Annotated in this window: 20 protein-coding genes and 1 tRNA gene; 15 read left to right on the top strand and 6 right to left on the bottom strand. The window is 67.5% G+C overall.

Going from position 1 to position 23,909, the window contains the following annotated elements; genetic code table 11:
• Positions 1–289 precede the first annotated feature (289 nt).
• The 6 genes from ACULK4_RS17785 (at position 290) to ACULK4_RS17760 (ending at position 6,746) form a co-directional block, all read left to right on the top strand.
• Entirely contained in the window at positions 290–1,459 is a 1,170-nt protein-coding gene (locus ACULK4_RS17785; protein WP_445963722.1) for an ROK family protein, read from the top strand.
• Between the two features lie 69 nt (positions 1,460–1,528).
• Positions 1,529–2,350: an ABC transporter permease gene (locus ACULK4_RS17780; protein ID WP_445963721.1), complete on the top strand. Its 822-nt coding sequence runs from the start codon at positions 1,529–1,531 to the stop codon at positions 2,348–2,350.
• Positions 2,347–3,126 (top strand): ABC transporter ATP-binding protein, encoded by a 780-nt coding sequence (locus ACULK4_RS17775; protein WP_445963720.1) that lies wholly within the window; start codon positions 2,347–2,349, stop codon positions 3,124–3,126. Before ACULK4_RS17780 ends, ACULK4_RS17775 begins: the two co-directional genes overlap by 4 nt.
• A gap of 38 nt (positions 3,127–3,164) precedes the next feature.
• Complete coding sequence (locus ACULK4_RS17770) at positions 3,165–4,202, top strand: aliphatic sulfonate ABC transporter substrate-binding protein (protein WP_445963719.1); 1,038 nt, start codon at positions 3,165–3,167, stop codon at positions 4,200–4,202.
• Positions 4,199–5,257 carry a Gfo/Idh/MocA family protein gene (locus ACULK4_RS17765; RefSeq protein ID WP_445963718.1) on the top strand — a complete coding sequence of 353 codons (1,059 nt, stop codon included), beginning with the start codon at positions 4,199–4,201 and terminating at the stop codon, positions 5,255–5,257. The genes ACULK4_RS17770 and ACULK4_RS17765 overlap by 4 nt, the downstream gene beginning before the upstream one ends.
• A 28-nt stretch (positions 5,258–5,285) precedes the next feature.
• Positions 5,286–6,746 carry a sulfatase family protein gene (locus ACULK4_RS17760; RefSeq protein ID WP_445963717.1) on the top strand — a complete coding sequence of 487 codons (1,461 nt, stop codon included), beginning with the start codon at positions 5,286–5,288 and terminating at the stop codon, positions 6,744–6,746.
• 113 nt (positions 6,747–6,859) lie between these two features.
• On the opposite strand, the gene ACULK4_RS17755 is transcribed toward ACULK4_RS17760, so the two are convergent.
• The 3 genes from ACULK4_RS17755 to ACULK4_RS17745 all read right to left on the bottom strand — a co-directional run bounded on the left by ACULK4_RS17755 (position 6,860) and on the right by ACULK4_RS17745 (position 9,328).
• Positions 6,860–8,026, bottom strand: a complete 1,167-nt coding sequence (locus ACULK4_RS17755; RefSeq protein WP_445963716.1) for an ROK family transcriptional regulator — start codon at positions 8,024–8,026, stop codon at positions 6,860–6,862.
• Positions 8,027–8,360: 334 nt separating this feature from the next.
• Positions 8,361–8,432: transfer RNA gene (locus tag ACULK4_RS17750), tRNA-Gly, on the bottom strand.
• A gap of 110 nt (positions 8,433–8,542) precedes the next feature.
• Positions 8,543–9,328 (bottom strand): glucosamine-6-phosphate deaminase, encoded by a 786-nt coding sequence (locus ACULK4_RS17745; RefSeq protein ID WP_445963715.1) that lies wholly within the window; start codon positions 9,326–9,328, stop codon positions 8,543–8,545.
• Positions 9,329–9,494: 166 nt separating this feature from the next.
• Here ACULK4_RS17745 and ACULK4_RS17740 point away from each other — a divergent pair, with 166 nt between their 5' ends.
• From ACULK4_RS17740 to murQ, 7 genes are all read left to right on the top strand, one after another.
• Positions 9,495–11,057: an ABC transporter substrate-binding protein gene (locus ACULK4_RS17740; protein ID WP_445963714.1), complete on the top strand. Its 1,563-nt coding sequence runs from the start codon at positions 9,495–9,497 to the stop codon at positions 11,055–11,057.
• Between the two features lie 4 nt (positions 11,058–11,061).
• Positions 11,062–12,015, top strand: a complete 954-nt coding sequence (locus ACULK4_RS17735; protein WP_445963713.1) for an ABC transporter permease — start codon at positions 11,062–11,064, stop codon at positions 12,013–12,015.
• On the top strand, positions 12,012–12,890 hold the full coding sequence (locus tag ACULK4_RS17730; protein ID WP_445963712.1) for an ABC transporter permease: 879 nt from the start codon (positions 12,012–12,014) through the stop codon (positions 12,888–12,890). The genes ACULK4_RS17735 and ACULK4_RS17730 overlap by 4 nt, the downstream gene beginning before the upstream one ends.
• A complete protein-coding gene (locus tag ACULK4_RS17725) occupies positions 12,887–14,611 on the top strand; it encodes a dipeptide ABC transporter ATP-binding protein (RefSeq protein ID WP_445963711.1) in 1,725 nt (574 codons plus the stop codon). Before ACULK4_RS17730 ends, ACULK4_RS17725 begins: the two co-directional genes overlap by 4 nt.
• A complete protein-coding gene (locus ACULK4_RS17720; protein ID WP_501043335.1) occupies positions 14,608–15,687 on the top strand; it encodes a hypothetical protein in 1,080 nt (359 codons plus the stop codon). Before ACULK4_RS17725 ends, ACULK4_RS17720 begins: the two co-directional genes overlap by 4 nt.
• Positions 15,684–16,592 carry a MurR/RpiR family transcriptional regulator gene (locus ACULK4_RS17715; RefSeq protein WP_445963709.1) on the top strand — a complete coding sequence of 303 codons (909 nt, stop codon included), beginning with the start codon at positions 15,684–15,686 and terminating at the stop codon, positions 16,590–16,592. Before ACULK4_RS17720 ends, ACULK4_RS17715 begins: the two co-directional genes overlap by 4 nt.
• An 83-nt stretch (positions 16,593–16,675) precedes the next feature.
• Positions 16,676–18,481 (top strand): N-acetylmuramic acid 6-phosphate etherase, encoded by a 1,806-nt coding sequence (gene murQ, locus ACULK4_RS17710; RefSeq protein ID WP_445963708.1) that lies wholly within the window; start codon positions 16,676–16,678, stop codon positions 18,479–18,481.
• Between the two features lie 583 nt (positions 18,482–19,064).
• Here murQ and ACULK4_RS17705 read toward each other — a convergent pair.
• Complete coding sequence (locus ACULK4_RS17705; RefSeq protein ID WP_445963707.1) at positions 19,065–19,652, bottom strand: hypothetical protein; 588 nt, start codon at positions 19,650–19,652, stop codon at positions 19,065–19,067.
• Between the two features lie 326 nt (positions 19,653–19,978).
• Between ACULK4_RS17705 and ACULK4_RS17700 the strand changes: the two genes are divergently transcribed.
• Positions 19,979–20,812, top strand: a complete 834-nt coding sequence (locus ACULK4_RS17700) for a hypothetical protein (RefSeq protein WP_445963706.1) — start codon at positions 19,979–19,981, stop codon at positions 20,810–20,812.
• Positions 20,813–22,464: 1,652 nt separating this feature from the next.
• Here ACULK4_RS17700 and ACULK4_RS17695 read toward each other — a convergent pair.
• Together ACULK4_RS17695 and ACULK4_RS17690 are read right to left on the bottom strand one after the other, a co-directional pair.
• Positions 22,465–22,899: a hypothetical protein gene (locus ACULK4_RS17695; protein ID WP_445963705.1), complete on the bottom strand. Its 435-nt coding sequence runs from the start codon at positions 22,897–22,899 to the stop codon at positions 22,465–22,467.
• A 104-nt stretch (positions 22,900–23,003) separates the two neighbouring features.
• Positions 23,004–23,138: a hypothetical protein gene (locus ACULK4_RS17690; protein WP_445963704.1), complete on the bottom strand. Its 135-nt coding sequence runs from the start codon at positions 23,136–23,138 to the stop codon at positions 23,004–23,006.
• Between the two features lie 232 nt (positions 23,139–23,370).
• Here ACULK4_RS17690 and ACULK4_RS17685 point away from each other — a divergent pair, with 232 nt between their 5' ends.
• On the top strand, positions 23,371–23,886 hold the full coding sequence (locus ACULK4_RS17685) for an RNA polymerase sigma factor (RefSeq protein ID WP_445963703.1): 516 nt from the start codon (positions 23,371–23,373) through the stop codon (positions 23,884–23,886).
• The last annotated feature ends 23 nt before the right edge of the window (positions 23,887–23,909 follow it).

Raw genomic sequence — 23,909 nt, 5'->3', positions numbered from 1 at the left:
CGCGGACGGTGCGGGCTGGTGGTCGTGCTGCCCGGAGGAACGGGCACATGGCCCGGGGAGGCGGCGGTTGGGTCCGCTGTACTTTGCGGAGCGTGGCGTCGGCAGCGGCTGGCCGCGGAGGCCGTCGGCGACTGCGAGCTTCTTTGCTCACAGGCAGAAATTAACCATACGGCTCGCCACCGGTCAACCCCGAGTTTCCGGGCTCAGACGCCGCGAATCATGTTGTCGCAGGCATCGCTCCTGGAATTCGGGCTTGACGAGCCCCGGTCGGTGGGTTTATTTTCTTACTGTGAGCAATGAAGCGCAGCAGATACACCACGACGAGAGCCGGTCCGTCCGGGGCGTCATCCTGTCGCTGCTTCGTGACCTGGGCCCGACACCCCGCATCGAGCTCGCTCGCAAGACCGGCGTTTCGCCGACCACGATCACCCGGACGATGGTCCAGCTGCTCGATGACGAGATCGTCGTCGAGGGCGACTCCATCTCGATGTCGAAGCTGGGCCGCCCGGCCACCGCGCTCTCGCTGAAGCAGGACGCCTACTTCGTCGTCGGTGTGCAGATCGGGGTCGGTTTCGTCCAGCTCGGCATCATCGACCTGCTCGGGCGGCAGCATGCCGGCCGCAGCTTCGAGTACGACCTCACCGAGCCGCCCGACGACGTGCTGCGACGCGTGGCATCCGAGATCGACGCGCTCGTCAGCAGCAATGGCACCGACCGCCGGCTCGTCGTCGGCATCGGCGTCGCTGTGCCGGGGCCGGTCGACGCGGCGGGTCGACGGATGCTGCTGCCCATCAACCTCCACTGGCGCGACGTCGCCGTCGCAGACGCGCTCGAGTCCGCCCTCGGCCTGCCGGTGACCGTCGAGCACAACGTGCGCTCGATGGCGCTCGCCGAGACGCGCTTCGGTCGCGGACGGGGGAAGGGCAGCCTGGCGTTCGTCTACCTCCGCACCGGCCTGGGCGCCGGCCTCGTCGTGCAGGGAGAGCCGTTCTCGGGCGGCGTCCACGGCGCGATCGAGCTCGGCCACCTCCAGGTGGCGGACAACGGCGTGAAGTGCGTCTGCGGCAACTCCGGTTGCCTCGAGACGGTGATCTCGGAAAAGGCGCTGCGCGACGTCGCCGAGTCCGTCGGGCTCGACGGCGCCGACAGCCCGCTGACACGCCTGTGGGAGGCGCGCGATGCGTCGCTCGGCGCTGCAGCCGCCCTCGACGGCATCGTCCTCTCGCTCGCGAAGGGCCTGTCGGCGCTTGCCAACCTGCTGAATCCGGAGATGATCCTGCTCGGTGGGGCGCTCGCGGCGGTGCCGGACGGGTTCCTCGAGCGCGTGCGCGAGGAGACCCGCACCGCGGTGTTCCCGGTGCTCCGGCCATCGCTCCAGATCCAATTGTCAAGCCTCGGCATGGATGCCGGGGTACTCGGGGGCGCCACCGTCGCCCTCGACACCTACTTCTACAACTGACACCCGAAACGAGGAATCCACTGTGCTGTCGACCACATACTCCAACCCGCTGAGGGGAGCTGATCACTCATGACCGTCGAGTCCATCGAGACCGAAGCGCCGGCCACCCATGCCACCGCCGCGGTCGAAACCGAGCGCAAGCCGCGCTCGCTCACCTGGCTGTACGTCACGACGCTCGTCGGCGGCATCGCCCTCTGGGCCGCGGCCGCCGCCCTTGCCCAGAACCCGCTCATCCCGACGCCGCTCGATGTCGTGACGGATGCGTGGACCATCATCCTCGACGGGACACTCTGGGAGCACACCGCAGCCAGCCTCCTCCGGGTCCTGAGCGGATTCGCCCTGGGCGTGCTCCTCGCGATCCCGGCCGGCTTCCTCATGGGCTGGTACTGGCTGGCCCGCGGACTCTTCGAGCCGTGGGTCCAGTTCTTCCGGACCGTCCCGCCGCTCGCGCTGATCCCGCTGGTGATCGTCATCCTCGGCATCGGCGAACCCGCCAAGATCTTCGTGATCTTCCTGGCCTCGTTCCTGTCGTGCGTCCTCGCGACCTTCCAGGGTGTGCGCAACGTCGACACCACCCTGATCAACGCCGCCCGCGTGCTCGGTGCCAAGGATTTCACGATCTTCTCGCGGGTCGTCGTGCCGGCCTCGCTGCCGTTCATCTTCGTCGGCATGCGAGTGGCGCTCGGCGCGTCGTGGGCCACGCTCGTGGCCTCCGAACTCATCGCCGCCCCGATGGGACTGGGGCGCATGATGCAGGGCGCCGCCCAGTTCCTCCAAACCGATCGCATCGTCGTCGGGATCATCATGATCGGCCTCCTCGGCTTCGTGATGGACCGCTTGGTGCTGCTCCTCGAACGACGACTCACCGCATGGCAGGAGACCCGCGCATGAGCCACCTCATCAGCGTCCGGAACGCTACGAAGATCTACTCCACGTCACGGGGAACGACCGTCAGCTTGGACCGGGTCAGCCTCGACGTGGAGGAGGGCGAGTTCATCACCCTGGTCGGTCCTTCCGGCTGCGGCAAGAGCACGATGCTCAACCTCATCGGCGGACTGCTCGAGCCGACCTCGGGCGAGGTCCTCGTCCACGACAAGCCCGTTCGTGGGCCGAGCCCCGACCGCGGCGTCATCTTCCAGCAGTACGCACTCTTCCCCTGGCTCACGGCGCAGAAAAACGTCGAGTTCGGGCTTCGGCTGCAGGGCCTGTCCAAGGCGGAGCGGACCAAGCGCGCGCTGCACGCGCTCGACATGGTGGGGCTGAAGGACTTCGCGAACGCCCTCCCCAAGGAACTCTCGGGCGGCATGAAGCAGCGGTGCGCGATCGCACGCGCCTACGCGGTCAACCCCTCGGTCCTCCTCATGGACGAGCCGTTCGGCGCCCTCGATGCGCTCACCCGGGTCCAGATGCAGGACGACCTCCTGCACACCTGGGAGCGCGATCGCCGCACCATCGTGTTCATCACGCACGACGTCGACGAGGCCGCCTACCTCGCCAGCCGCGTCGTCGTGATGAGCCCCCGCCCGGGTCGGATCAGCGAGATCATCGACGTCCCCCTTCCCTACCCCCGTACCGAGGCACTCCGCCTGTCGCCGGAGTTCGCCGAGATCCGCGCCAGGGTCTGGCGTGGTGTGCACCACCACAGCGACGAAAGCACCGCGGCCTGACCGCACCCACCACCACCACTCCGAGAGGCAGAGAAGCCATGAACAACATCCGAAAGCTCACCGCTGTCGCGGGCGCCACCATGGTGGCCGCGCTGATCATGACCGGCTGCGCATCGTCAGACGGCGCCCCACAGACCGAAGGCGACGACGCCGGAGGCCGCGAGCAGGTCCAGCTCAACGTCGGCTACATCGACACCAGCATCAACGGTGTCGGGCTGATCGCCGTCGCGAACGACCTCGACCTCTGGGAGAAGGCCGGCATCGACGTCAACCTGCAACCCTTCACCAACGGACCGACCCAGATCCAGGCCATGGCCGCCGGGTCATTGGACATCGGCTACATCGGCGGCGGTGCCACCTGGATGCCCGCCTCGGGCCAGGCGACCATCATCACCCCGAACGAGGCGACCTACGGCGACTTCGTGATCGCGTCGCCCGACTCCGGTGCCGAGAGCGTCGAAGACCTGGAGGGGCTCCGGGTCGGCGTCCCCGAAGGCGGCTCCGGCGAGATGATCCTCGCCCTCGCGCTCGAAGAGGCGGGCCTGACCATGGACGACGTCGAGCGCGTACCCCTCGACCCGCCGAACGTCGTCTCCTCCTTCGTGGCCGGCCAGATCGACGTCGCTGCGATCTTCTCGCCGCTCAGCGACCAGATCTTCGAGTCCGTGCCCGACGCCGTCGTGCTCGCGAACAACAAGGACTTCCCCGAGACCGAGTTCGTCGGCGCATGGGTCGCCTCGAACCAGGCCGCCGCGGACAAGCCGGACGCCGTGAGCCGCTTCCTCGAGGTCTGGATCGAGGCGAACGACTGGCGACTCGACAACGTCGAGGAAGCTGTCCAGCTCGCGGCCGACGAGTCGGGGGCACCGGTCGAGCAGCTGCAGGGGCAGGCCGACGCGCTCGAGTGGTGGACGTCGGACACCATCCTCGAGAACAACGAGTCCGGCAAGACCAACGAGCAGTTCGACGCCCTCGTCGACCTCTTCGTGGAGCTCGGCCGCATCCCCGAGAAGGTCCCCTCGGAGGAGTTCGTCAACCTGGAGCTGTTCGAGCAGGCGAAGGACGCGCGGCGATGACGGGTCGGCCACGGACTCCGGTTCGGATCGGCATTCTCGGCGCAGGGTTCGTGGCCGACTTCTACCTCCGCGCCCTGCAGCACGTGCGGGGCCACGAGGTCACCGTCCTGGCGGCCCGGTCCGCCGAGCGCGGGGCCGAGTTCGCCCAGCGCTTCGGCATCCCGACCGTCGTGGGCACGACGACCGAGCTGGTGCAGCGCGACGATGTCGACCTCGTCGTCGTCGCACTGCCCCACGACCTCCACGTCCCGATCGTCGCCGAGATCGCAGCAGCCGGAAAGGCGGTGATCTGCACGAAGCCGCTCGGGCGCAACTCCGCGGAGGCGGCCGAGTGCCTGCGACTCGTGCGCGACGCCGGCGTCTGGCACGGTTACGCGGAGACGGAGGTGTTCGCGCCGGGGCTCGTGAAGGCCAAGCAGCTCGTCGACTCCGGAGCGATCGGGGACGTCGTGTCCGTCCGGGCACGCGAAGCCCACGGGCACCCGCACGAGCATGCCCGCAACGCTGAGCGCATGGGCGGCGGGCCGCTGCGCGGCTTGGGCTGCCACTGCGTGGCAATCGGCCGCTGGTTCCTCGGCTACGACCACACGCCGGTCGAGGTGCTCGCCTGGGGCGACCGCCTTGCTCGCACGGACGTCACGACCGAGGACACCGCGACCGCGATCGTCCGCTTCGACGACCGCCGCGTCGTCCAGGTCGAGGTGGGCTGGAACCATATCGCCGGCCTGGACGTGCGCAACGAGATCCATGGCACGGCCGGATGGATCGGAACCGACGAGACGGGCGAGACCGGGGTCCGGGCATTCGCCGGCCGTTCGGCAGGGTACGTCATGGAGAAGGCGGGCGCGGCGACGGGATGGATCACGCCCGTTCCCGACGAGCCATGGGTGTACGGCTACCACGGCGAGATGGCGCACTTCATCGAATGCTTCCTCGCCGGCGAACAGCCCCGACAGACCTTCGTCGACGGCGTGATCGACAACGCCGTGATCGACGCCGCCTACCGCTCGATCGAGACCGGCACCTGGTCACCGGTCGACCTCAGCGACATCTGACCCCGACTCAACCGGCAGGAAAACGGATATGGAAACACCCCGACGTCCCAACCTCGTCATCATCCTCACCGACGATCACGCCGCGCACGCGATCAGTGCGTACGGCTCGGTCGTCAACGAGACGCCACGCATCGACGAGATCGCCCGCGAGGGCGTGCGACTCGACAACTGCTTCGCGACGAACGCCCTCTGCTCGCCGAGCCGGGCAAGCATCCTCACGGGGACCTACAGCCATGTCAACGGCGTCTCGACGCTGCTGACGCCGCTCGATGCGGGCCAGCCCACCTTCATCTCGCAGCTGAAGGCCGCCGGGTACCGTACGGCGATGGTCGGCAAGTGGCACATGGGCGAGCACGAGGGCAACACCCCCGAGGGCTTCGACTACTGGGACATCCTGATCGGCCACGAGGGACAGGGCGAGTACTGGAACCCGCTGTTCCTCTCGCCCGAGGGCGAGCGCATCGCCGAGGGCTACGCGACCGACATCATCACCGACCTGTCACTCGACTGGGTCGAGTCGCTCGAGGGCGACGCCCCGTGGTGCGTCCTGATCTGGCACAAGGCGCCGCACCGGTCCTGGGAGCCGCATCCCAAGCACGCCGATCTCTTCACGGATCCCATCCCGCTCCCGGCGACCTGGGACGACGACTACGCGACCCGGACGTCGTCGGCTCGTCGCGCCGCAATGCGGATCGCCGAGCACCTCAACGCGGAGGACCTCAAGCAGGACCCGCCGCCCGGTCTCTCCTACGACGACGAAGCCCTGTGGAAGTACCAGCGGTACATGGAGGACTACCTCCGCTGCGTCGCCTCCGTCGACGAGAACGTCGGGCGGGTCATCGACTGGCTCCGCGAGCGCGGCGAGTTCGAGGACACCGTGCTGATGTACTCATCGGATCAGGGGTTCTTCCTCGGTGATCACGGATGGTTCGACAAGCGGTTCATGTACGAGGAATCGCTCCGCATGCCGATGGTGCTGAGCTACCCGAGGGGCGTGCGTGGCGAACAGGTGCACTCCGGCATCGTGACCAACGTCGACTTCGCGCAGACGCTGCTCGAGTTCGCCGGGGTGCGGCCACACTCGCGGATGCAGGGCCGGAGCTTCGCCGGCGACCTCACGGGCGAATCCTCGGCACCGGCGGCCGAAGGCATGTACTACCGGTACTGGGAGCATGACGACGTCTTCCACCACGCGCCGGCGCACTACGGATGGCGCACCGACCGGTACAAGCTCATCTACTTCTACAACGACGGGATGGGCATCGCCGGGACGGGGCCATTCACGTACCCGGGGGAGTGGGAGCTCTACGACCTCGAGACGGACCCCGAGGAGCTCCGCAACGTGTACTTCGACCCCGCCTACGAGCGAGTCCGCGAGGAGCTGAAGGTCCAGATGTGGCGTGAGCAGGAGCGTCTCGGCGACGCACCGCACGCGTCGCAGCCGCGACCGCAGCTGCTCGAGGAACTCGCCGGCGGACTCGGCCGCTGAACCGCTCGCCCTGCCGGTCCATTCGCTGCGGCAGGGCGGGCCCGATCACCCCCGCTTCGATCACACCGCCGTGAGGGGGAGGCATGTCCACAACGAACAGGTTGCCGACGTCCTCAGGCGTAGAACAGAGCGTCGAGGGCCACGGTCGCCCCACCGAGAACCCCGGCCTCCATGCCGAGCGATGAGGGCTGGATCTGCACTGAATCACGGATCACCGGGAACACTCCGCGGAGGGTGCTCTGTTTGAGCCGGTCGAGGAACTCGGGCGGCATCGTCGCGAGGACCCCACCGAGCAGGATCAGCTCGGGGTTGAGAAGGTTGACGAGCGAGGCGAGGCCGTTCGCGACCGCGCCGAGGATCCGGTCGATGACCTCGCTCGCCCGTTGATCGGTGGCGGCTGCGGCCCAGATCGCGGACAGCGGGCTACTCGCGTCTTGGAGTCCGAGCTCCCGGGCCCGCGCCCGAAGCGCGCTGTCGGAGACGACCGTCTCGAGACATCCGGTGTTGCCGCAGATGCACCGCTCATCGGCGTCCACGACGCGCAGATGGCCGAGTTCGATGGCGCCATGGACGCCGCCGGCGAACGGCTGGCCTTCCACGACGAGCCCCGCGCCGATGCCCGTGCGAAGATACACGAATGCCACACTTCCGTGGCCGCGGCCGGAGCCGAAGCGCGCCTCCGCGACAGCCATCGAGCGGACATTGTGTTCCACTACGACGGGCAGGCCGAGGATTCGCTCGAGCAGGTCCGCTACCGGTACATCCCGCCATGGCAGGTTGATTGTGAGCAGCATCCGTCGGCGATCTGCATCCACCGGGCCAGGTACCGCGATCCCGACACCGAGCAGCAGGCGTCGGTCGACGCCTGACGCGCGGATCATGTCGCCGATGCGGCCCGCGACCTCAGTGAACACTGCGCCGGCTGGCAGTCCCACTTCGTACTCGAAGCTCGCAGTGGAATGGGTCTGGCCGAGCACGTCGATGAGCCCGAGCTGAACCGTGCCCACGCCGACTTGGGCGCCCACCACGAATGCGGACTCCGCGTTCAGCCCGATCTCGGTTGCCGGACGTCCGAGGCGGGTGCCGCTCACGACGCCGCCCTCGGCGACGATCGATGCGTCCACCAGCTGGTTCACGGTACGCGTGATGGTGGTGGCGGAGAGGCCGGACCGCCGCGCGATCTCGATTCGAGAAAGGGGACCGCTATCGCGGAGCATCGAGAGGACGGTGCCGCGAATCGACCGAGGCTCGTTCGCCCGGAATCCCAACTCGTCACTCACAGTAGGAAGTGTCGCACGTGACGCAGCGGGTGGCGGCCGTCATCTCGTGGCGTCGATCGGTGTCGCGCCCTGTTGCGCCCGGGTTCATCGGAGGCTCATCGGTGCGCGTGCGCGGGCACGTTCGCGTTCGGGGCCGGGCATGGGCCGAGAAACCTGCTGCGGCTGCGTCTTTCGGCAGGATGAGGGGCCGCTCGGCAGAGTTGAGCGGGGTCCGCTCACGAAAACAAACTGAATCATTTACCGTGAGTTAACCGTGACACCACGAAAGCAAATCGAATTCACGAACGTCGATGTTGCGGCAGAAAGCCGATTTGATCAGGCAATATTCACGAAGAGCCGATGACGGGAATCGAACCCGCGCTGTCTGCTTGGGAAGCAGACGTTGTCCAGTAGTGATTCACTCGGCTTCACTCGGGCTCACGAGCCCCGGAATCACGGGGGAGCGTGAACTCGAGTGAATCAAGGTGATCTCGATTTTGTGACTATTAAGTGACTACGAGCCCGGCTCCCGGTCGGTCAGATCCCCTGCCATTCGGGCTTGTTGTTCCATGCGTGGCGATAGTAGTCGGCGTGTTGGAGTTGGGATGCGGCGTCCTCGTCGACGATCACGGTCGCATGCGGGTGCAGCTGGATGGCCGAACCCGGCCGTGTCGCAGACACGGGTCCCTCCACCGCGTCTGCAATCGCGCCCGCCTTGGCAGGTCCGAACGCCAGCAGCAACAGGTGCCGCGCCCGCAGGATGGTGCCTATGCCCTGGGTGATGCAGTGGGTGGGCACGTCAGCCGCCGACGCGAAGAATCGGGCGTTGTCGGCGCGGGTCGGCTCGGCCAGCGTCTTCACCCTGGTCAGGGATGCGAGCGAGGATCCGGGTTCGTTGAACCCGATGTGTCCGGTTCTGCCGATCCCGAGTATCTGGAGGTCGATGCCGCCGGCAGCGCGGATCGCCGTCTCGTAGTCTGCGGCGGAATGCTCGATGTTTGCCGGGTCGCCGTTGGGCACGTGCACGAGGTCTGGAGTCAAGCGAAGAGGCTCGATCACCTCGCGCGTGATCACCGATCGGTAACTCTGCGGATGTTGCGGCGGCAAGCCCACGTACTCGTCCAGCGCGAAAGCGCGCACTCGTGACACATCCAGTCCCTCGTCCGATATCCGGGTTGCGAGCAACCGATAGCTCGCCAGAGGGGTGGAGCCGGTCGCCAGGCCGACGACGGCGTCCGGCTTTCGGCGGATGAGTTCCAGCATCGCCGCCGTGACCAGCGTGGCGGCCGCCTCTTCATCCCTGACGATCACAACCTCGGCCATATAGCTCCTCTGCTTTCGGACGCGGAAGGCGAGTTCCCCGCGAAAACAGTATGCAGGAAAATTTCACACAACAGTTGACAGCGCGAAAATGAGTTTCCTATGCTGACCGCAACCCGCCGCTGACGAGCGGCCCAGCCACCCCCGACGAAGGGCCCAGAGGCAGAACATGAACGAACCCAACACCCGGGCGCGGCGTCTCGCCGCTCCGGTCACGCGCACCACCGCGCTGTTCCTCGGCGCGGCCATGCTTCTCACCGGCTGTGCGGTCGCGCAGCAGAACGCCACCGCCGAACCGGCCAGCGAACCCGTTGAGGGTGGCACGCTCCGCGTCGCCGCCGCAGCCGACGCCCAGCCGCAGTTCGCGATGGCGAACCGCGCCGGCAACTGGTCCTGGCGCCGACTCGTGTTCGAGTCGCTCGTCGAGATCGACGACAAGTCCGAACCGCAGCCGCTGCTCGCGACCGCCTGGGAGTACAACGACGACCGGACGGAGCTCACTCTCGAGCTGCAGGAGGGTGTCACGTTCCACTCCGGTCGCCCGTTCACCGCAGACGACGTCGTCTACACCCTCGAGCAGGTGAAGGACCCGGCCAACGGCTCGCAGCTCGCGAAGGTCGCGGCGAACATCGAATCGATCGAGGCCGTCGACGACACCGAGGTCGTGATCGACCTCGCCGAACCGAGCGACAGCCTGTTCGACCTGCTCGACCTCACGCCGATCGTCGACGAAGACTCCTGGCCGGGCATCGCGGACGGGGCCGAAGTCGTCGGCACCGGCCCGTTCACCTGGGAATCCTGGACCCCGGGAGCCTCGATCGAGCTCGCCGCGAACGAGGACTACTGGGGCGACGGCGGCCCGTACCTCGATGGCGTCGAGGTCTCGATCATCCCCGATGCCACCGCCATCCAATCGGCGCTGAAGGCCGGCGCGGCGGATGTCGCGATCGGCATGCCGCAAAGCGACGTCGCATTGCTCGCAGACGACGCCGACTACGTCCTCGAGAACGCCGGAGGCGTCTTCTACCCCTTCGGGATCGACGTCGACCAGGCGCCGTTCGACACCCCCGAAGCACGCCAAGCGCTCGGGTACGCACTCGACCGCGAGCGCATCGCGGAGCAGGTATTCGGAGGCGACGCGGTCATCACCGACCTGTGGTGGACGCCCGGATCGCCCGGCTACCCGGACGACCTCGCCGACCGGTTCGACTACGACCCGGAGAAGGCACGCGAGCTCCTCGAATCCTCCGGTGCGGCCGGCGCCGACCTCACGATCACCTTCGCGAACCTGCCGGTGATGAAGAACCTGTTCGAGATCGTCCAGAACAACCTCAGCGAGGTCGGCGTGAACGTGACGGCAGAGGCGCTCGACCTGCCCGACTACGACAAGCGCCAGGTCGAGGGCACCCTCGGCCAGTCGTTCCTGCTCCTGCACGGCATGGTCGGCTTCTCGTCCGCCACGATCATCGACGCGATGCCGTCGATCCGCGACGGCAACCCGTCCCACTTCGACACGCCCGAGTACGCGGAACTGAAGGCGGCCGTCCGCGGCGCCGACGATGAGACCCGTGCCGCCGCACTCGAGGAGCTCTCGACGTACATGCTCGAGCAGTCGTTCAACCACATCATCGCGGTCGCGCCGCAGTACCACGTGCACACCGCGGCACTCCAGGAACTGGACGTCGTCACCCTCGGCAGCCTCGTGGCCACCGACGCGTTCCTGGCCGAGTGACGCCATGATCGCGTATCTGATCCGGCGGCTGCCCTCGGTCGCCTTCCTCCTGCTGGCGACGACGGTGGTCGCGTTCGCCCTGCCCCGCCTGGCCCCCGGTGACCCGGCCGCGGCAGTCGCCGGATCGGATGCGTCCCCCGAGACGCTCGCGCAGATTCGCGAGCAGATGGGTCTGGATCAGCCGATCCTCACCCAGTACCTGGACTGGATGGGCGGCGTGCTGACGGGCGATCTCGGCACCTCCTTCACCACCAACCGCCCGGTCTCGGAGCTCATCGCCGCACGCCTCACGAGCACCATCGAACTCGCCTTGGTCGCCGGCATCCTGATGGTCGCCATCGGAGTTCTGCTCGGGGTGGCAACCGCGACCACCCGCCGCCCCCTGACGCGGGGCCTCCTCGATGCGGTGAACTCGGCACTGCTCGCTGCGCCGCCGTTCCTCACCGGCCTCCTGCTCATCCTCCTGCTCGGCATCGCGGTGCCCATCCTGCCCGTGTCGGGCGAGGTCTCCCTGGCCGAGGACCCGATCATCGGCATCCAGTACCTGATCCTTCCGGCGCTCGCCCTCGCCCTGCCACAGGCTGCCGCGATCGGCCGCCTGGTCACTGCATCCATGATCGGCACCGCCCAGGAGGACTTCGTCGACCTCGCCACGGCGAAGGGGGTCGCCGGTTCGACGATCGTGCGGAGGCACGTGCTCCGCAACAGCATGGCTCCAGCACTGGTCACCATCGGACTGCGCTTCGGTGAACTGCTCGCCGGAGCGATCGTCATCGAGGCGATCTTCGCCCGACATGGCCTGGGCAGCCTCGCGGTCACGAGCGTCCAGACCCGTGACTACTTCGTCGTGCAGATCCTCATCGTCGGCGCCGTCGCGGTCGCAGTGGCAATGCAGGTGCTCACCGACCTCGGGGTGGCCGCCCTCGATCCTCGCATTCGGTTGGGAGCCGCATCATGACCGCCACCGACACCATGGCGAAGGCCCCGTCCGCGACGCACCGGTCGGGATTCCGGGCAGTCGCCCAGCGCTACACCACCGCGTTCCGCTCGCCCCGCGGCGTCCTCGGCGGCCTGATCGTCCTCCTCCTCGTCACTCTCGCCCTCGCCGCGCCGCTGCTGTTCCCCGGCGGATACGACCAGCAAAGCCGCGACGCCCTCGCCGGCCCGTCCCTGGCCGCCCCATTCGGCACGGACGAAGTGGGCCGCAACGTCTTCGTCCGCAGCATCTTCGGAGCCCGCACCGACCTGTCCCTCGTGGCGATCGCGGTGCCCGTCGCCGCGATCATCGGCACGCTGCTCGGCCTGCTCGGCGCCGTCAGCCGGCCGCTCGGCAGCCTCGCGCAGCGGTTGCTCGACCTCATCATGGGATTCCCGAGCCTGATCCTCGGCATCTGCGTGGCGCTCGTGATCGGGCCCGGCTGGTCGGCGCTCGTCATCGCCATGACGATCTACGCCCTGCCGGCGTTCGGCAGGCTGGCCAGGGCCACGCTCCTCGCCCAGGAGCATCGGGACTACGTCCTGGCAGCACGAATGCTCGGCGTGGGCAAAGGGCGAGTGATGATGCGCCACATCCTTCCGCACACGGTCGACACGATGATCGCGCAGATGGTGGTCGCCGTGACCGCGTCGATCTTCCTCGAATCCTCCCTCAGCATCGTCGGCCTCGGCGTGCAGCCGCCCGAACCGTCGCTCGGAGTCCTCCTGAACAGCGGCGCCCGATACATGGAGCAGCAGCCCTGGTACGTACTCGGACCCGCCGCGCTGCTGTTTCTGCTCGTCCTCGGGTTCAGCCTGATCGCCGATGCCATCACCCGGAAGGAAGGACGGCCGTGAGCGTCATCGACGACACCGCCCGAACCGCCATGACCGATTCGCAGCATCCCGCGAACGCGTCGTCCGCGTTGCTCTCCGTACGTGACCTCCACGTCCAATTCGGCCAGGGCCCCGCCGCGGTCCAGGCCGTGCGGGGCGTCAGCGTCGACGTCGCTGCCCGACAGGTCGTCGGGCTGGTCGGCGAATCCGGCTCCGGCAAGTCCGTCACGGCCCGTTCGGTCATGAACCTGCTGCGCCCGCCCGGCCGTGTCACCGGCGGGAGCATCCGCTTCGACGGCCGAGAACTCCTCGGGCTGCCCGAGTCGGACTGGCGCAGCATCCGTGGCAAGCGGATCGCGATGATCTTCCAGGATCCGCTCTCGGTGCTGAACCCGTCGATGCGCATCGGAGCGCAGGTCGCGGAAGCCCTCGAGGCGCACGGAGTCGACCGTGCCGCCGCACGGACCCGCGCGATCGAACTGCTCGACCGCGTCGGCATCCCCCGCGCGGCGCAGCGTGCCCGGGCGTACCCGCACGAGTTCTCCGGGGGCATGCGCCAACGCGTCGTCATCGCCGCGGCCCTCGCCAACGCCCCCCAACTGCTGATCGCCGACGAGCCGACGACGGCGCTCGACGTGACGGTGCAGGCGCAGATCCTCCGACTGCTTCGCGAACTCAAGGACGAATTCGATCTCGCCACCCTGTTCATCACCCACGATCTCGGAGTGGTCGCAGAGCTCTGCGACGAGGTCACGGTCATGCGACGAGGCGTCGTCGTGGAAGCGGCATCCGCCGGCGACCTGTTCACCTCGCCGGCGGAGGACTACACGCGGATGCTGCTGGATGCCGTGCCACGAATCGACCATGCCGCGGCCCGCACAGCCGGTCGGCCCGCGGCGGAGCCGCGCGACGGTGGCGGGGGCCGGGCGCCCATCCTCCGAGTCACCGAGCTGCGCGTCGACGTCTCTGGCGGCCGGCGCCTGCTTCGGCGCACGGAGCCCGTCTACGCGGTCGACGGAGTCAGCCTCGAGATCCGCCCGGGGGAGACGCTCGGCCTCGTCGGTGAATCCGGGTGCGGCAAGTCGACCCTCTCGCGCGCGATCTCCGGCCTCATGCGCGTCACCTCAGGGCGCGTCGAGGTCGCCGGGGCCGACGTGACGAACCTGCCTGTCGGCCACCCGGACCGACGGGGCGTGCAGTTCGTGTTCCAGGACGCGTACGCCGCGCTCAATCCGCTGCGCACGGTCCGCCAGTCCTTGGAAGAGGCCCGTGCCTGCGCGGTCGGCGACGCTCCCGACGCCGACGAGCTCATGCGACTCGTCGGCCTCGACGACGACATGCTCGACCGCCGCCCGGCCGCATTCTCAGGCGGTCAGCGGCAGCGCGTCGGCATCGCACGTGCCCTGGCATCCCGACCGAGCATCCTGCTCTGCGACGAGCCCGTTTCGGCGCTCGACGTATCGGTACAGGCCCAGGTCATCGCGCTGCTCGAGCGGCTCCGCGACGAGCTGGGGCTCGCCCTGCTCTTCATCGCCCATGACCTCGCAGTGGTGAAGCACCTCAGCGACCGTGTCGCCGTGATGCGCACCGGATGCCTCGTGGAAACCGGACCGGTCGAGGAGATCTACGAGCGACCCACGCACCCCTACACCGTGCAGTTGCTGCAGGCATCTCCGTTGCCGGAAGTCGGCGAGGCGCGCGAACGCATCCTCGCCGCCCGTCGCGCCTGGAGCGACTCGTGACCGCGGCCGTCCTACCCGGCAGGTCCGCGTACCTGCGACCGTCTACCATCCGATCCTGGAGCCAGGCGGAGTTGCGAACTTGGGTCCGAACGTCGTCGGGCCGCGGAATCGAGGCCCTCGTGACGAAGCTCGCGGTGATCGAAGGCGACCTCGCCGCGATCGCCGCGGACGCCGGCATCCGCCTGGTCGGCTCCTTCACCTGCTACTCGGATCACGACCCGGCGAGCAGGTTGCCGGACGGCACCCGCCCGGTCGGTCCCGACGGGGTGCCGCTGTCCGCGATGGAGTGGTATCGAGGGCTCGTCCCCGGCGATCCGGCATTCGACGACCAGCTCGCTGACGAGCTGTCGCGTCAGATCCGCGACGCGCCCACCGACCTCGTCTTCCTGGACTTCGCCCGGTGGCCCGGCCACTGGGAGCTCGAGAGCCGACACGGAGGATCGCCCCGTCGCGCGTCGTTCGACCCCGGAACGCTCACGCGGTTCCGCACCTACCTCGCCCAGCGCGGCCTCGACGGCGATGGCATCGACCCATCGGATGCCGCCGCCTCGGCTCAGGTCATCGCTGAGCGCCTCGCGGATCCCTGGACGGCGTTCCGCGCGACGACCATCACGGACATCGTCACCCGGCTCGCCACGATCCTGCGGGAAGCCGGCACGGCAACCGGAATGTTCCTCGTTCCGGTCGACCACGAACGCCGCCGCCGCGACTACGGCCAGGACGTCGACGAACTCGCCGCCGCCGTCGACGTGTTCGCGGTCATGACCTACCAGGCGATGACCGGACTGGACGCCGAATCGAGCATCCACCTCGCTGAGGAGACATCGCTGCGCGCACGGCGCCCCGTCATCGCAATGCTGCAGACCACCAGCGACCGACGCCTCAGCGACGGCCACGACTGGGGACCCACGCGAAGCCCGGATCAGGCCGCCGCCGACGGCGACGCCCTCGACACCGCGGTGCGCGCCGGCCGACTCGCCGGCCTCTGCCTCTTCCCCGGCGAGGCACCGATGCCCTCGTTCGACCCGAACCTCTCGACGAACCCCGTCACCCGACTGGAAGGACCCATCCGATGACGCACGACACCGCCACCGCCCCAGATGTGCTCGAGCTCATCGAGATGCGACTTGCGACACTCTCCACCGCCGAGCGCGCGATCGCCGAGGTGATCCTCGCCGACCCGGTGGGCGCCAGCGGGAAGACCATCGGACAGCTCGCACAGCTGGCCGGAAGCTCCGAGGCGACCGTCACGCGGTTCTGCCGGAGCATCGGCCTGCCCGGCTACGCCCATCTCCGTCTCCGCCTGGCCGTTTCCGGCGACCGCCGGCGCAATGGCGAGGAGGTCGACGGCGGCATCGCGATGCTCGGCGACCTCGACCCCGCCGACCCGCTGTCGGAGATCGTACGAAAGGTCGCCCACGCGGACACCCGGGCGGTCGACGTCACACTGGCCCAGGTCGACGAAGCCGAGCTTGCGACCGTGGTCGACCTGCTCGCCGAGGCCCGCCGCGTGCTCACCTACGGCGTCGCCGCGAGCGCGACGGCGGCGTTCGATGCCGCAGCCAAGCTGAACCTCAGCGATTGCGCCGCCACGGCCGCTCACGATGTGCACTCGGCGCTGATGCTCGCCACCATGTACGGCCCCGATGACGTGCTCATCGCCTTCAGCCACTCAGGTCGGGCACGCGACGTCGTCGACCTCCTCCAGACCGCGAAAGAACGAGGAGTCGCCACCGTCGTCGTGACCAGCGACGCCGCCTCGCCCGCGGCCAGGGTCGCCGGCCACGTGCTGCTGACCGCGGCGCGGGAGCTGCGGTTCCGCAGCGGCGGCGTCGCATCACGGATGGCACAACTGGCCATCGTCGACGTGCTGTTCGTCCTCCTCGCCCACCGCAGATTCGACGCCTCCGTCGACGCGGCGGATGCCATGCACGAAGCAGTCGCCCCGTACGTCATCGGCTCCGAGAAGGGCGGCAAGTGACCCTCTCCGACACCGTCCACGACCCTGCCGTGACACCCTCACCCACCGAGGTCCGCCTCCCGCGATCGGTCGAGATCGATCGAATGCCAGTCCTGGACCTGCTCGAGCTCATCAACGATGAAGACGCGGGCGTACCGCACGCGGTTCGGGCCGTACTGCCGCTCCTTGCCGGCGTCGTCGAACGTGCGGTAGCGAGCATCGGTCACGGAGGTCGCATCCACTACTTCGGCGCCGGCACATCCGGGCGATTCGGAGTCCTCGACGCGGCAGAGGTGCCGCCGACCTACGGCGTGCCGAGCGGGCTGGTGGTGTCACACATGGCCGGCGGCGCCCGCGCGATGACCGCCGCCGTCGAGGACGCCGAAGACAGCGAAGCGGCCGGCCGCCGAGAGGCGACCACGTCGGTCGCCGCCGGCGACATCGTGTTCGGACTCGCCGCAAGCGGGCACACACCCTACGTGGCAGGTGCGCTCGCGGAGGCCCGCGCACTGGGCGCGCACACCGTCGCAGTGACCTCCAACCCCAACGCCAGCCTCGCCGAACTGGCGGACGTGCACCTCTGCGTCGCGACCGGACCCGAGGTCGTCACCGGGTCGACGCGTATGAAGGCGGGCACCGCGCAGAAGCTGGTGCTGCACTCGTTCTCCACCGCGCTGATGGTGCGATCGGGCCGCACCTTCTCGAATCTCATGATCGACGTCGTCCCGACGAACGAGAAACTCCGGCGCCGCGTCATCCGCCTGCTCCAAGAGGCGAGCGGCATGCCAGAGCCCGCGGTCGTCGAAGCGCTCACGGCGGCAGACGGCGACACCAAGCTGGCCCTGGTGATGCTGGCCACCGGGCTGAGCGCGTATGCCGCCCGGCATTCGCTCCACGCGAGTGGCGGCGACCTGCGCGCCACCCTCGATCTCGCGCGGGCAGTCCGCCGCCCGATCGGTCCCGGTTCCGGGTATCTCGGCGTCGACATCGGAGCGAGCGGATACCGCATCGTGCTCGCCGACCGCAGCGGTGTGTTCGCCGAGCGGCAGGGCGAGACGCGCCCGACCATCGGGGCCGACGGACTGGACGCGGGTTCCGTGGTGCAACAGATCGAATCGGACCTGCGTCATCTACGCGACGCTGGAATCGATACCGGCGTCGACGTCGCTGCGGTGGCAATTGCTGGCGGCGGGTTCTTCACCGCTGACTCGTCGGCGCTCGCTCGCGATCTCGCCGCCGCGCTCGGCGCACGGGACGTCGTATGCATGTCCGACGCAGTCGCGGCATACGCGGGAGCCGTCGGCCTCGGCGCGGGCGCAGTGCTGGCGGCAGGCACCGGGGCGGTCGCCGTCGCAAGCGACGGCGCCTCCGCATGGCGTCGCGTCGACGGCCTCGGCCACCTGCTCGGCGACCTCGGCAGCGGCGCATGGATCGGACGCCGAGCCTTGGAAGCGGCAGCCGCTGGGGCAGCCGGACGCCGCCCCGCCTCGCAGGCACTCGCCGAGGCCATGAGACGCCGGTTCGGCGACGTCGAGCATCTGGTCCGCGAAATCTACGGCACCGCCGAGCGCTCAGCCCTGCTCGCGTCCTTCGTGCCCGACGTCATCGCCGCAGCCGAAGACGGCGACCGACTGGCGAACACGCTGCTCGACGAGGCAGCCGACGCGCTCGCCGACACGCTGCTCGCAGCGGCGCGTGGGATCGATGGACCCATCGCGGCGGTCGGCGGGCTCGTCGCATCAGGTTCGACGATCCGAGCGCGCCTCGAAAGGCGCCTGGCCGATCGTGGCATGACGCTCACGCCCGCGCACGGAAGTCCCGCAGGAGGTGCGGCCGCACTCGCCCTCGCAGTCCGCGACGGCGAGCTCTCCCAAGCACTGCAGTCCCAGCTCACGCACCACACCATCTAGGCACCGTCCGGCCGTCCCAGACGAGCGGCGACGCGGGAAGTTGTGACCGTTAAGTGACTACGAGCGCAATTATGCAGTCGAGAGCCGCCGGCTCCGTTGTAGATAAAAGCCCTGATCAGGGCCGCGAACAAGTTGACGCATATTCCCGTGGACTGTTTCCGCGCGTCATCCGGCGACGTGTGGAGTTCCCCAGTGATCTGGCCTTCTAGAAAAAGGGGCCTGATCAGGGATTTCCGTGGAGCCGATGACGGGAGTCGAACCCGCGCTGTCTCTTGGGAAGCAGAAGTTATCCAGTAGCGATTCACCTGATTTCACTCGGGCTCACGAGCCGCGGGATCACGGGAAGTGGGAACTCGAGTGAACCAACGTGATCTCGATTTTGTGACTATTGGGTGACTACGAGCTCCGTTCAGCCTGCTTGGGATCGGAGACAGCCGCGTCGTCCCGACGGCCAGCTGGCCGAGCTCTTCCTCGCGGCCGAGCTCTCATAGCGGTGGCTCGACCCTCGCGCCGTCTCCCGCTCCCCCCACGCCACTGGCCCGGCGGCGCTTGACCAGGGACGGGCGCCCTTCATCGCCGACCGCTACCCGAGGAGATTCGCTCCCAATACAAATGCGGCAGTCAGTGCGCCAGCGAGTGCGACCATCGTCGCCCAGAACTGTCCGGGCTTCAATGCGCCAACTATCTGGCCGAGAGTCATCGACGACGGATCGGCAGTCTTCACCGGAGCCGACTTGTCGTGTTCCCTCGCGCGGAGGCGGCTACGCCAGCTCTCGAGAATCCCATTGAAGGCAGGGGTGCTCAGGGAAGCCGGTTCGATTGGCAGATCCTGGACGTACCAGTCATTTCCCTTTTCCAACAGACCATCCGCGCGCACGTTCTGATCGACGATCACGAGAAGCGGGAGTCGACGACTGTAGGCCATCGCCGCTTCGATCTGGTTCCACGCGGTGGGCATGCACACATCAGTAAGACCACTTTGCCGCGGAGATCCCCGTCGCTCTTCGCCTTCCGGAAAGTAGAAGCGTTCCACGGCGATCACGACAGCCCCATCGCACTGATCCATTAGGTCGGTTATCGCACGCAACGGGGCATCCGCACTGAAAGTATTGCGCCCGATCGTTCGCGGCGAGAGCCCGATCGCGCGTAGGCGTTCCTCGACCGCGCTCACGAACACTTCCTGCCGCGTGCTCAGCCCCGTCCCGACACTCACAAAGACATCCACTCGCCACCCCCAACGGCCTACCGCGCGTCGTCACTACGAGCATGGCGGCAGGACAGAGATTCTCCAACGCCCCCGAGCTGTCGCCGACGCGAGACCATCCGGACCGCGCGCTCACGAAGCTCGCGCGGATACTTGCTGGGACGCGTCATGAAGACGATCCTTCCAAGGAATTCTGTCTCCGGACACGGCGGGGGGACTCACAGCCCTTTCTGACACCAAGATGGGGTGCTGGACCCGCCTGACCATTGCGATACCGCCCCTAGGATTTGCCCATGGTGACGACTCTGGAGAAGATGACCGGTCTCGGCATGCTCCGCGTGACGTGTCGGGCGAACACAGTATCTCTAGTGAGTTCAGCCGCGGCCGATCGGATGATGCTGACGATGTCAGACATGGCCGCCGCAGGCTGGGCCGTGTCTTCGCTTAGGGTGCGACCGACTCGGATGCGTGTGAAGCAAAGTAGCCGGGAGTACTGGTGGCTTACGTCGATCGGCGAGCACGAAGATTCCGAGCGCGACAGCTCATTCCGAGTGCAGAAAGGGCCGGCACGATGGACGCGACATCCTGTGGTTCACCTCAGGAGGAAGGTTGTGAGGACCTCGACGCTGTCGTATTCCAACCCGCTTGAGGGGCAGTTCCTCGTCCCAGACGCGGGAGGCCAGGGGAAGTCGATGGCGGAAGCGCTACGAGTCCTGCTACTTGCAGGACCAGAACGTGTAAAGGCTAGGGCAGAAGCGAAGTTAGCAAACCTTGATGCGATTCAAGCTGAGGCGCTTGCTGATGAGTCGATCGATGAAGCGTTTTATCGTAAGCAGCAGGCCCACCAGGAGTTCAGGCTCCGTCAGCAGGAGTATCGTCTCGCTGAGGCGGCAATTGAGCGAGCGAGGCTCGAAAACGAGTCGCTTCTACTCGACGTCGCCACGAGGGCGCACGAACTCTCGAAGACGATTGCGGCTGACCGGGGGACACCGGAAGCGGTGGTTGGGTTCGACGCGATGAAGTACCTGCTCGACAATTCACGGCTGCTTGGATCGATTCGAATCGCGCGGGAGATCGACATGGAAGTGCAAGTCGAAGAGATCCCCGAGGACGGATTCGCCAGCTAGGGAGCCGCGGAGAGCGCCCAGCTTTTTGGGATTCCGGCGAAGCCTTCACTGCCAGCGGCGGTCGCATAGCTCGAGTATTCCTCGCCGGGACATGCGAGCCCCTCGACCCGATCTCACGGCGGAAGACGTGCTCGAACTGAGGACAGATTGTCGGCGGACCGATCTGAATGGCGCGCTCTAGCAGAACCGGCCCCGTGAAGGAGGACTCTTCTTCAACACGTCGAGCACGATGCTGTCTGGCACGGGCGCAACAGCATCACGCGGAATGTGAACCCAATTGAGCCAGGGTGAGCTCGTCAAGACGGTGAGTTCACCGTGACGAGCACCCCTGCACGGCAGTCCGGCGGATGCCGCTGCCCGGCTTGGCCGATCCGACCGGCGTCCCGCCTGGCCGCAAAGATGTGGACCCCGTGCAGCACTGAGATGCCCGTATTGCGCTCGGGTCCGCTCGAGCTCCGATCCCTAAGTGTGATGTCCAGGCAGGTTGTTGAGCCTGCCGATGGGTTCGGCTCCGATTGCGGAGTGGCGCCTGTGGTGATTGTAGAAGTGCATCCAGCCAGGCACCCGTTGAAGCTCTTCTGCAGGCCTCATGCCTGTCTGATCAGGGAATGTGCGAAGAGCCGATGACGGGAATCGAACCCGCGCTGTCTGCTTGGGAAGCAGAAGTTATCCAGTAGTGATTCACTCGACTTCACTCGGGCTCACGAGCCCCAGAATCACGGGGAAGTGTGAACTCGAGTGAACCAACGTGATCTCGATTTTGTGACCATTAAGTGACTACGAGGCGACGTCCAGCGTTTCGAGGATGCATGCGCACCAAGTTCGTTCCCGCGCTGAACCGCGGGACCCAGATTGCACCCATCGTCCCATAATGGCCACGCTGAAAGGCGCAATGTTCGCGTTGCGAACGGTCGGACAAATCCAAGATCGGTTCGCGAGCCGATCAATCCTCGGCATCTGCAACGGTGAGCTCGGATGCCGTACGCCTCAGAGCGACCGCGCCTACAACGACGGTGAGGGAGGCGAGCAGGCCGAAGAGCATTGGCGGGCCACCGACGCGTGCAATGGATCCGGCGTGGATGAAGGTACCTGCCAACACTACGCCCGAAGAAGCGAGGGCGATGGTCAAGATCAACGCCCACCGTGTCCGTCGCGGAGGGCGTTGGTCTGTGGTCGAGGCAGACAATATTTGCCATGCGGCAAGGAGGGCGAGCTCGAACAATGCGAGCGCGACTCCTGTAGCGATGACATAAGGGCGCTCGAGGTACGCATACTCCGGGGAGTCGATTGCAGCCCGGGCAGCAGCGCTAGGTATGACCCAGAACTGCAGCAGGAGGGCGAGGGCGAACAGGGCAAGCAGTGTGAAGCGCACTGTGGGAACGTGCTGCCCGGATATGACCATCGGAGAACTCTCTGATCGTGAGCGTCCCGGTTGCGGATCGGCCTGCGCTGCCCGACGGACCGCTACCGGTCAGGTGTCAGGACGGTTCGTCCGCCGGGTTGGGCAGGTAGGCCGTGATGTCGATCGGCTCGGTGAGAGCGAGTTCGATGGCTGCGGGGTCGGTCGGGGCGGTCATGGTGCTCCTTCTTGCAGTTGTCGGCATGGCCGAGATGCCGATGGCCGCCTGCCGGCGTGGGCGGGAGGGTGCATGTCAGCCGCCGTACCAGCCGGTCAGTTCGAGCGGTTCGCCGTTCGACTCGCAGAGCTCGACGACCGCTCGGACGGAATCGGTGAAGGCGTCGTGCGTCGCGCTGTCGCCGGGCGAGAGCGCGCCAGCCGCGGTTGCGGTCGCCTCAACGACTACGCGGAGATGCGAGCCTGGCTCCGTCGTCTCGGCGATGGCGGTGAGCTCCTTCTTCGCCGATCGGACCATGCCATCACGTGTCGTGACACCGACCTCGCCCTCAGGCGTGGCGATCGCGTTCCAAGCGATGGTCAGCGGGAACGCGAGGTCGCTGCAGGTCTGGCTGATCGACGCGGCGGAGGATTCAGGCGCCGGGGTATCGGCCGCCGCAGCAGTGCAGCCGGCCAATGCGAACGTGGCTGCGACTGTGAGCGGGGCAGCAGCGGTGCGGAGGAGTTGCATGGGTCAGGTACCTTTCGATCGGTGCCCGCAGTGTGCTCGAATGCGCGGGCCGGGCAGACCGCTCGCGGAGCTCAGCGGACGTGGGTGTGGCCGGTGCGGCTTGGTCACGCGGTCGGTTCGCTCTCCGGCGCGGGCAGGTACGCGGTGATGTCGATCGAAACGAGCGCCGGCAGCCGGACGTCGGACGGGTCGGCGGTCGCTTGGCGCGGGTCGGGAAGGGTCGGGTCGTGCGGAGTCATGTCATCTCGTTTCAGTTCGGTCCTGGCTGCGATGCGGCACTGCACGCTGCCGGGGCGGGGCCGCCTGGGCGGCCGTACTCGGGATGTTTCCGCTTGGCCGCCGAGCGTTACGCGGGCGACGGTCCTCACCTTGCTGGCTCACGAGAGGGCGAGCCGGTAACGCTCAGCGGTCGTCTGGAAACAGTTGAGAATGTGAGGGTGTTCTCCGCTGCCGTGTCGACGTCGGGTCGGCATGGCTGAGGGCGCGTTCGAGGAGTTGTTCCGTACGTATCATCCGGTGATCGTGGCGGCGGCGTTCAACCGGTTGAGCGACGTGTCCGATGCGGAGGACGCGGCCGCGGAGGTGTTCACGCAGGCGTGGCGGCGGCGGGACGCGGCCGACCGCGTGTTCACGATCGAGTGGTTGTACGTCACCCTCCGCAACGTGGTGGGCAACCACTACCGGAGCCGTGCCCGCCACCACAGGCGCGTCGAACGGGCGGGACGACACCACCCCACCCCGGTGGATGGGGCTACGGATGCGGTGTTGGATGTGCGGGCGGCGGTGAACCGGTTGGATCCGGCGGATCGGGAGTTGATCTGGATGGCGTACTGGGAGGACCTCTCCCGGGAGGAGATCGCCCGGATCCTCGGCTGCACGACAGCGGCGCTGCGGGTTCGGTTGCACCGGGCCCGGAAGAAGCTGCAGGACGCCCTCGGCGAGGACGCAACGAACCCGGAGGAGGTGTTATGGACGAGTTCGAACTGACCAGGCGCCTCGAGCAGGCCCGC

The sequence above is a fragment of the Agromyces selenitireducens genome, assembly GCF_052748465.2.
The sequence above is the reverse complement of the archived record's forward strand: the minus strand, read 5'-3'. Positions and strand labels throughout refer to the sequence as shown.

Bases quoted from the DNA above. Each gene is read 5' to 3' on its own strand.
- ACULK4_RS17780 (WP_445963721.1), top strand. From the start codon at position 1,529: ATGACCGTCGAGTCCATCGAGACCGAAGCGCCGGCCACCCATGCCACC.
- ACULK4_RS17775 (WP_445963720.1), top strand. From the start codon at position 2,347: ATGAGCCACCTCATCAGCGTCCGGAACGCTACGAAGATCTACTCCACG.
- ACULK4_RS17770 (WP_445963719.1), top strand. From the start codon at position 3,165: ATGAACAACATCCGAAAGCTCACCGCTGTCGCGGGCGCCACCATGGTG.
- ACULK4_RS17765 (WP_445963718.1), top strand. From the start codon at position 4,199: ATGACGGGTCGGCCACGGACTCCGGTTCGGATCGGCATTCTCGGCGCA.
- ACULK4_RS17760 (WP_445963717.1), top strand. From the start codon at position 5,286: ATGGAAACACCCCGACGTCCCAACCTCGTCATCATCCTCACCGACGAT.
- ACULK4_RS17745 (WP_445963715.1), bottom strand. From the start codon at position 9,328: ATGGCCGAGGTTGTGATCGTCAGGGATGAAGAGGCGGCCGCCACGCTG.
- ACULK4_RS17740 (WP_445963714.1), top strand. From the start codon at position 9,495: ATGAACGAACCCAACACCCGGGCGCGGCGTCTCGCCGCTCCGGTCACG.
- ACULK4_RS17735 (WP_445963713.1), top strand. From the start codon at position 11,062: ATGATCGCGTATCTGATCCGGCGGCTGCCCTCGGTCGCCTTCCTCCTG.
- ACULK4_RS17730 (WP_445963712.1), top strand. From the start codon at position 12,012: ATGACCGCCACCGACACCATGGCGAAGGCCCCGTCCGCGACGCACCGG.
- ACULK4_RS17715 (WP_445963709.1), top strand. From the start codon at position 15,684: ATGACGCACGACACCGCCACCGCCCCAGATGTGCTCGAGCTCATCGAG.
- murQ (WP_445963708.1), top strand. From the start codon at position 16,676: ATGCCAGTCCTGGACCTGCTCGAGCTCATCAACGATGAAGACGCGGGC.
- ACULK4_RS17700 (WP_445963706.1), top strand. From the start codon at position 19,979: ATGGTGACGACTCTGGAGAAGATGACCGGTCTCGGCATGCTCCGCGTG.
- ACULK4_RS17695 (WP_445963705.1), bottom strand. From the start codon at position 22,899: ATGCAACTCCTCCGCACCGCTGCTGCCCCGCTCACAGTCGCAGCCACG.
- ACULK4_RS17690 (WP_445963704.1), bottom strand. From the start codon at position 23,138: ATGACTCCGCACGACCCGACCCTTCCCGACCCGCGCCAAGCGACCGCC.
- ACULK4_RS17685 (WP_445963703.1), top strand. From the start codon at position 23,371: ATGGCTGAGGGCGCGTTCGAGGAGTTGTTCCGTACGTATCATCCGGTG.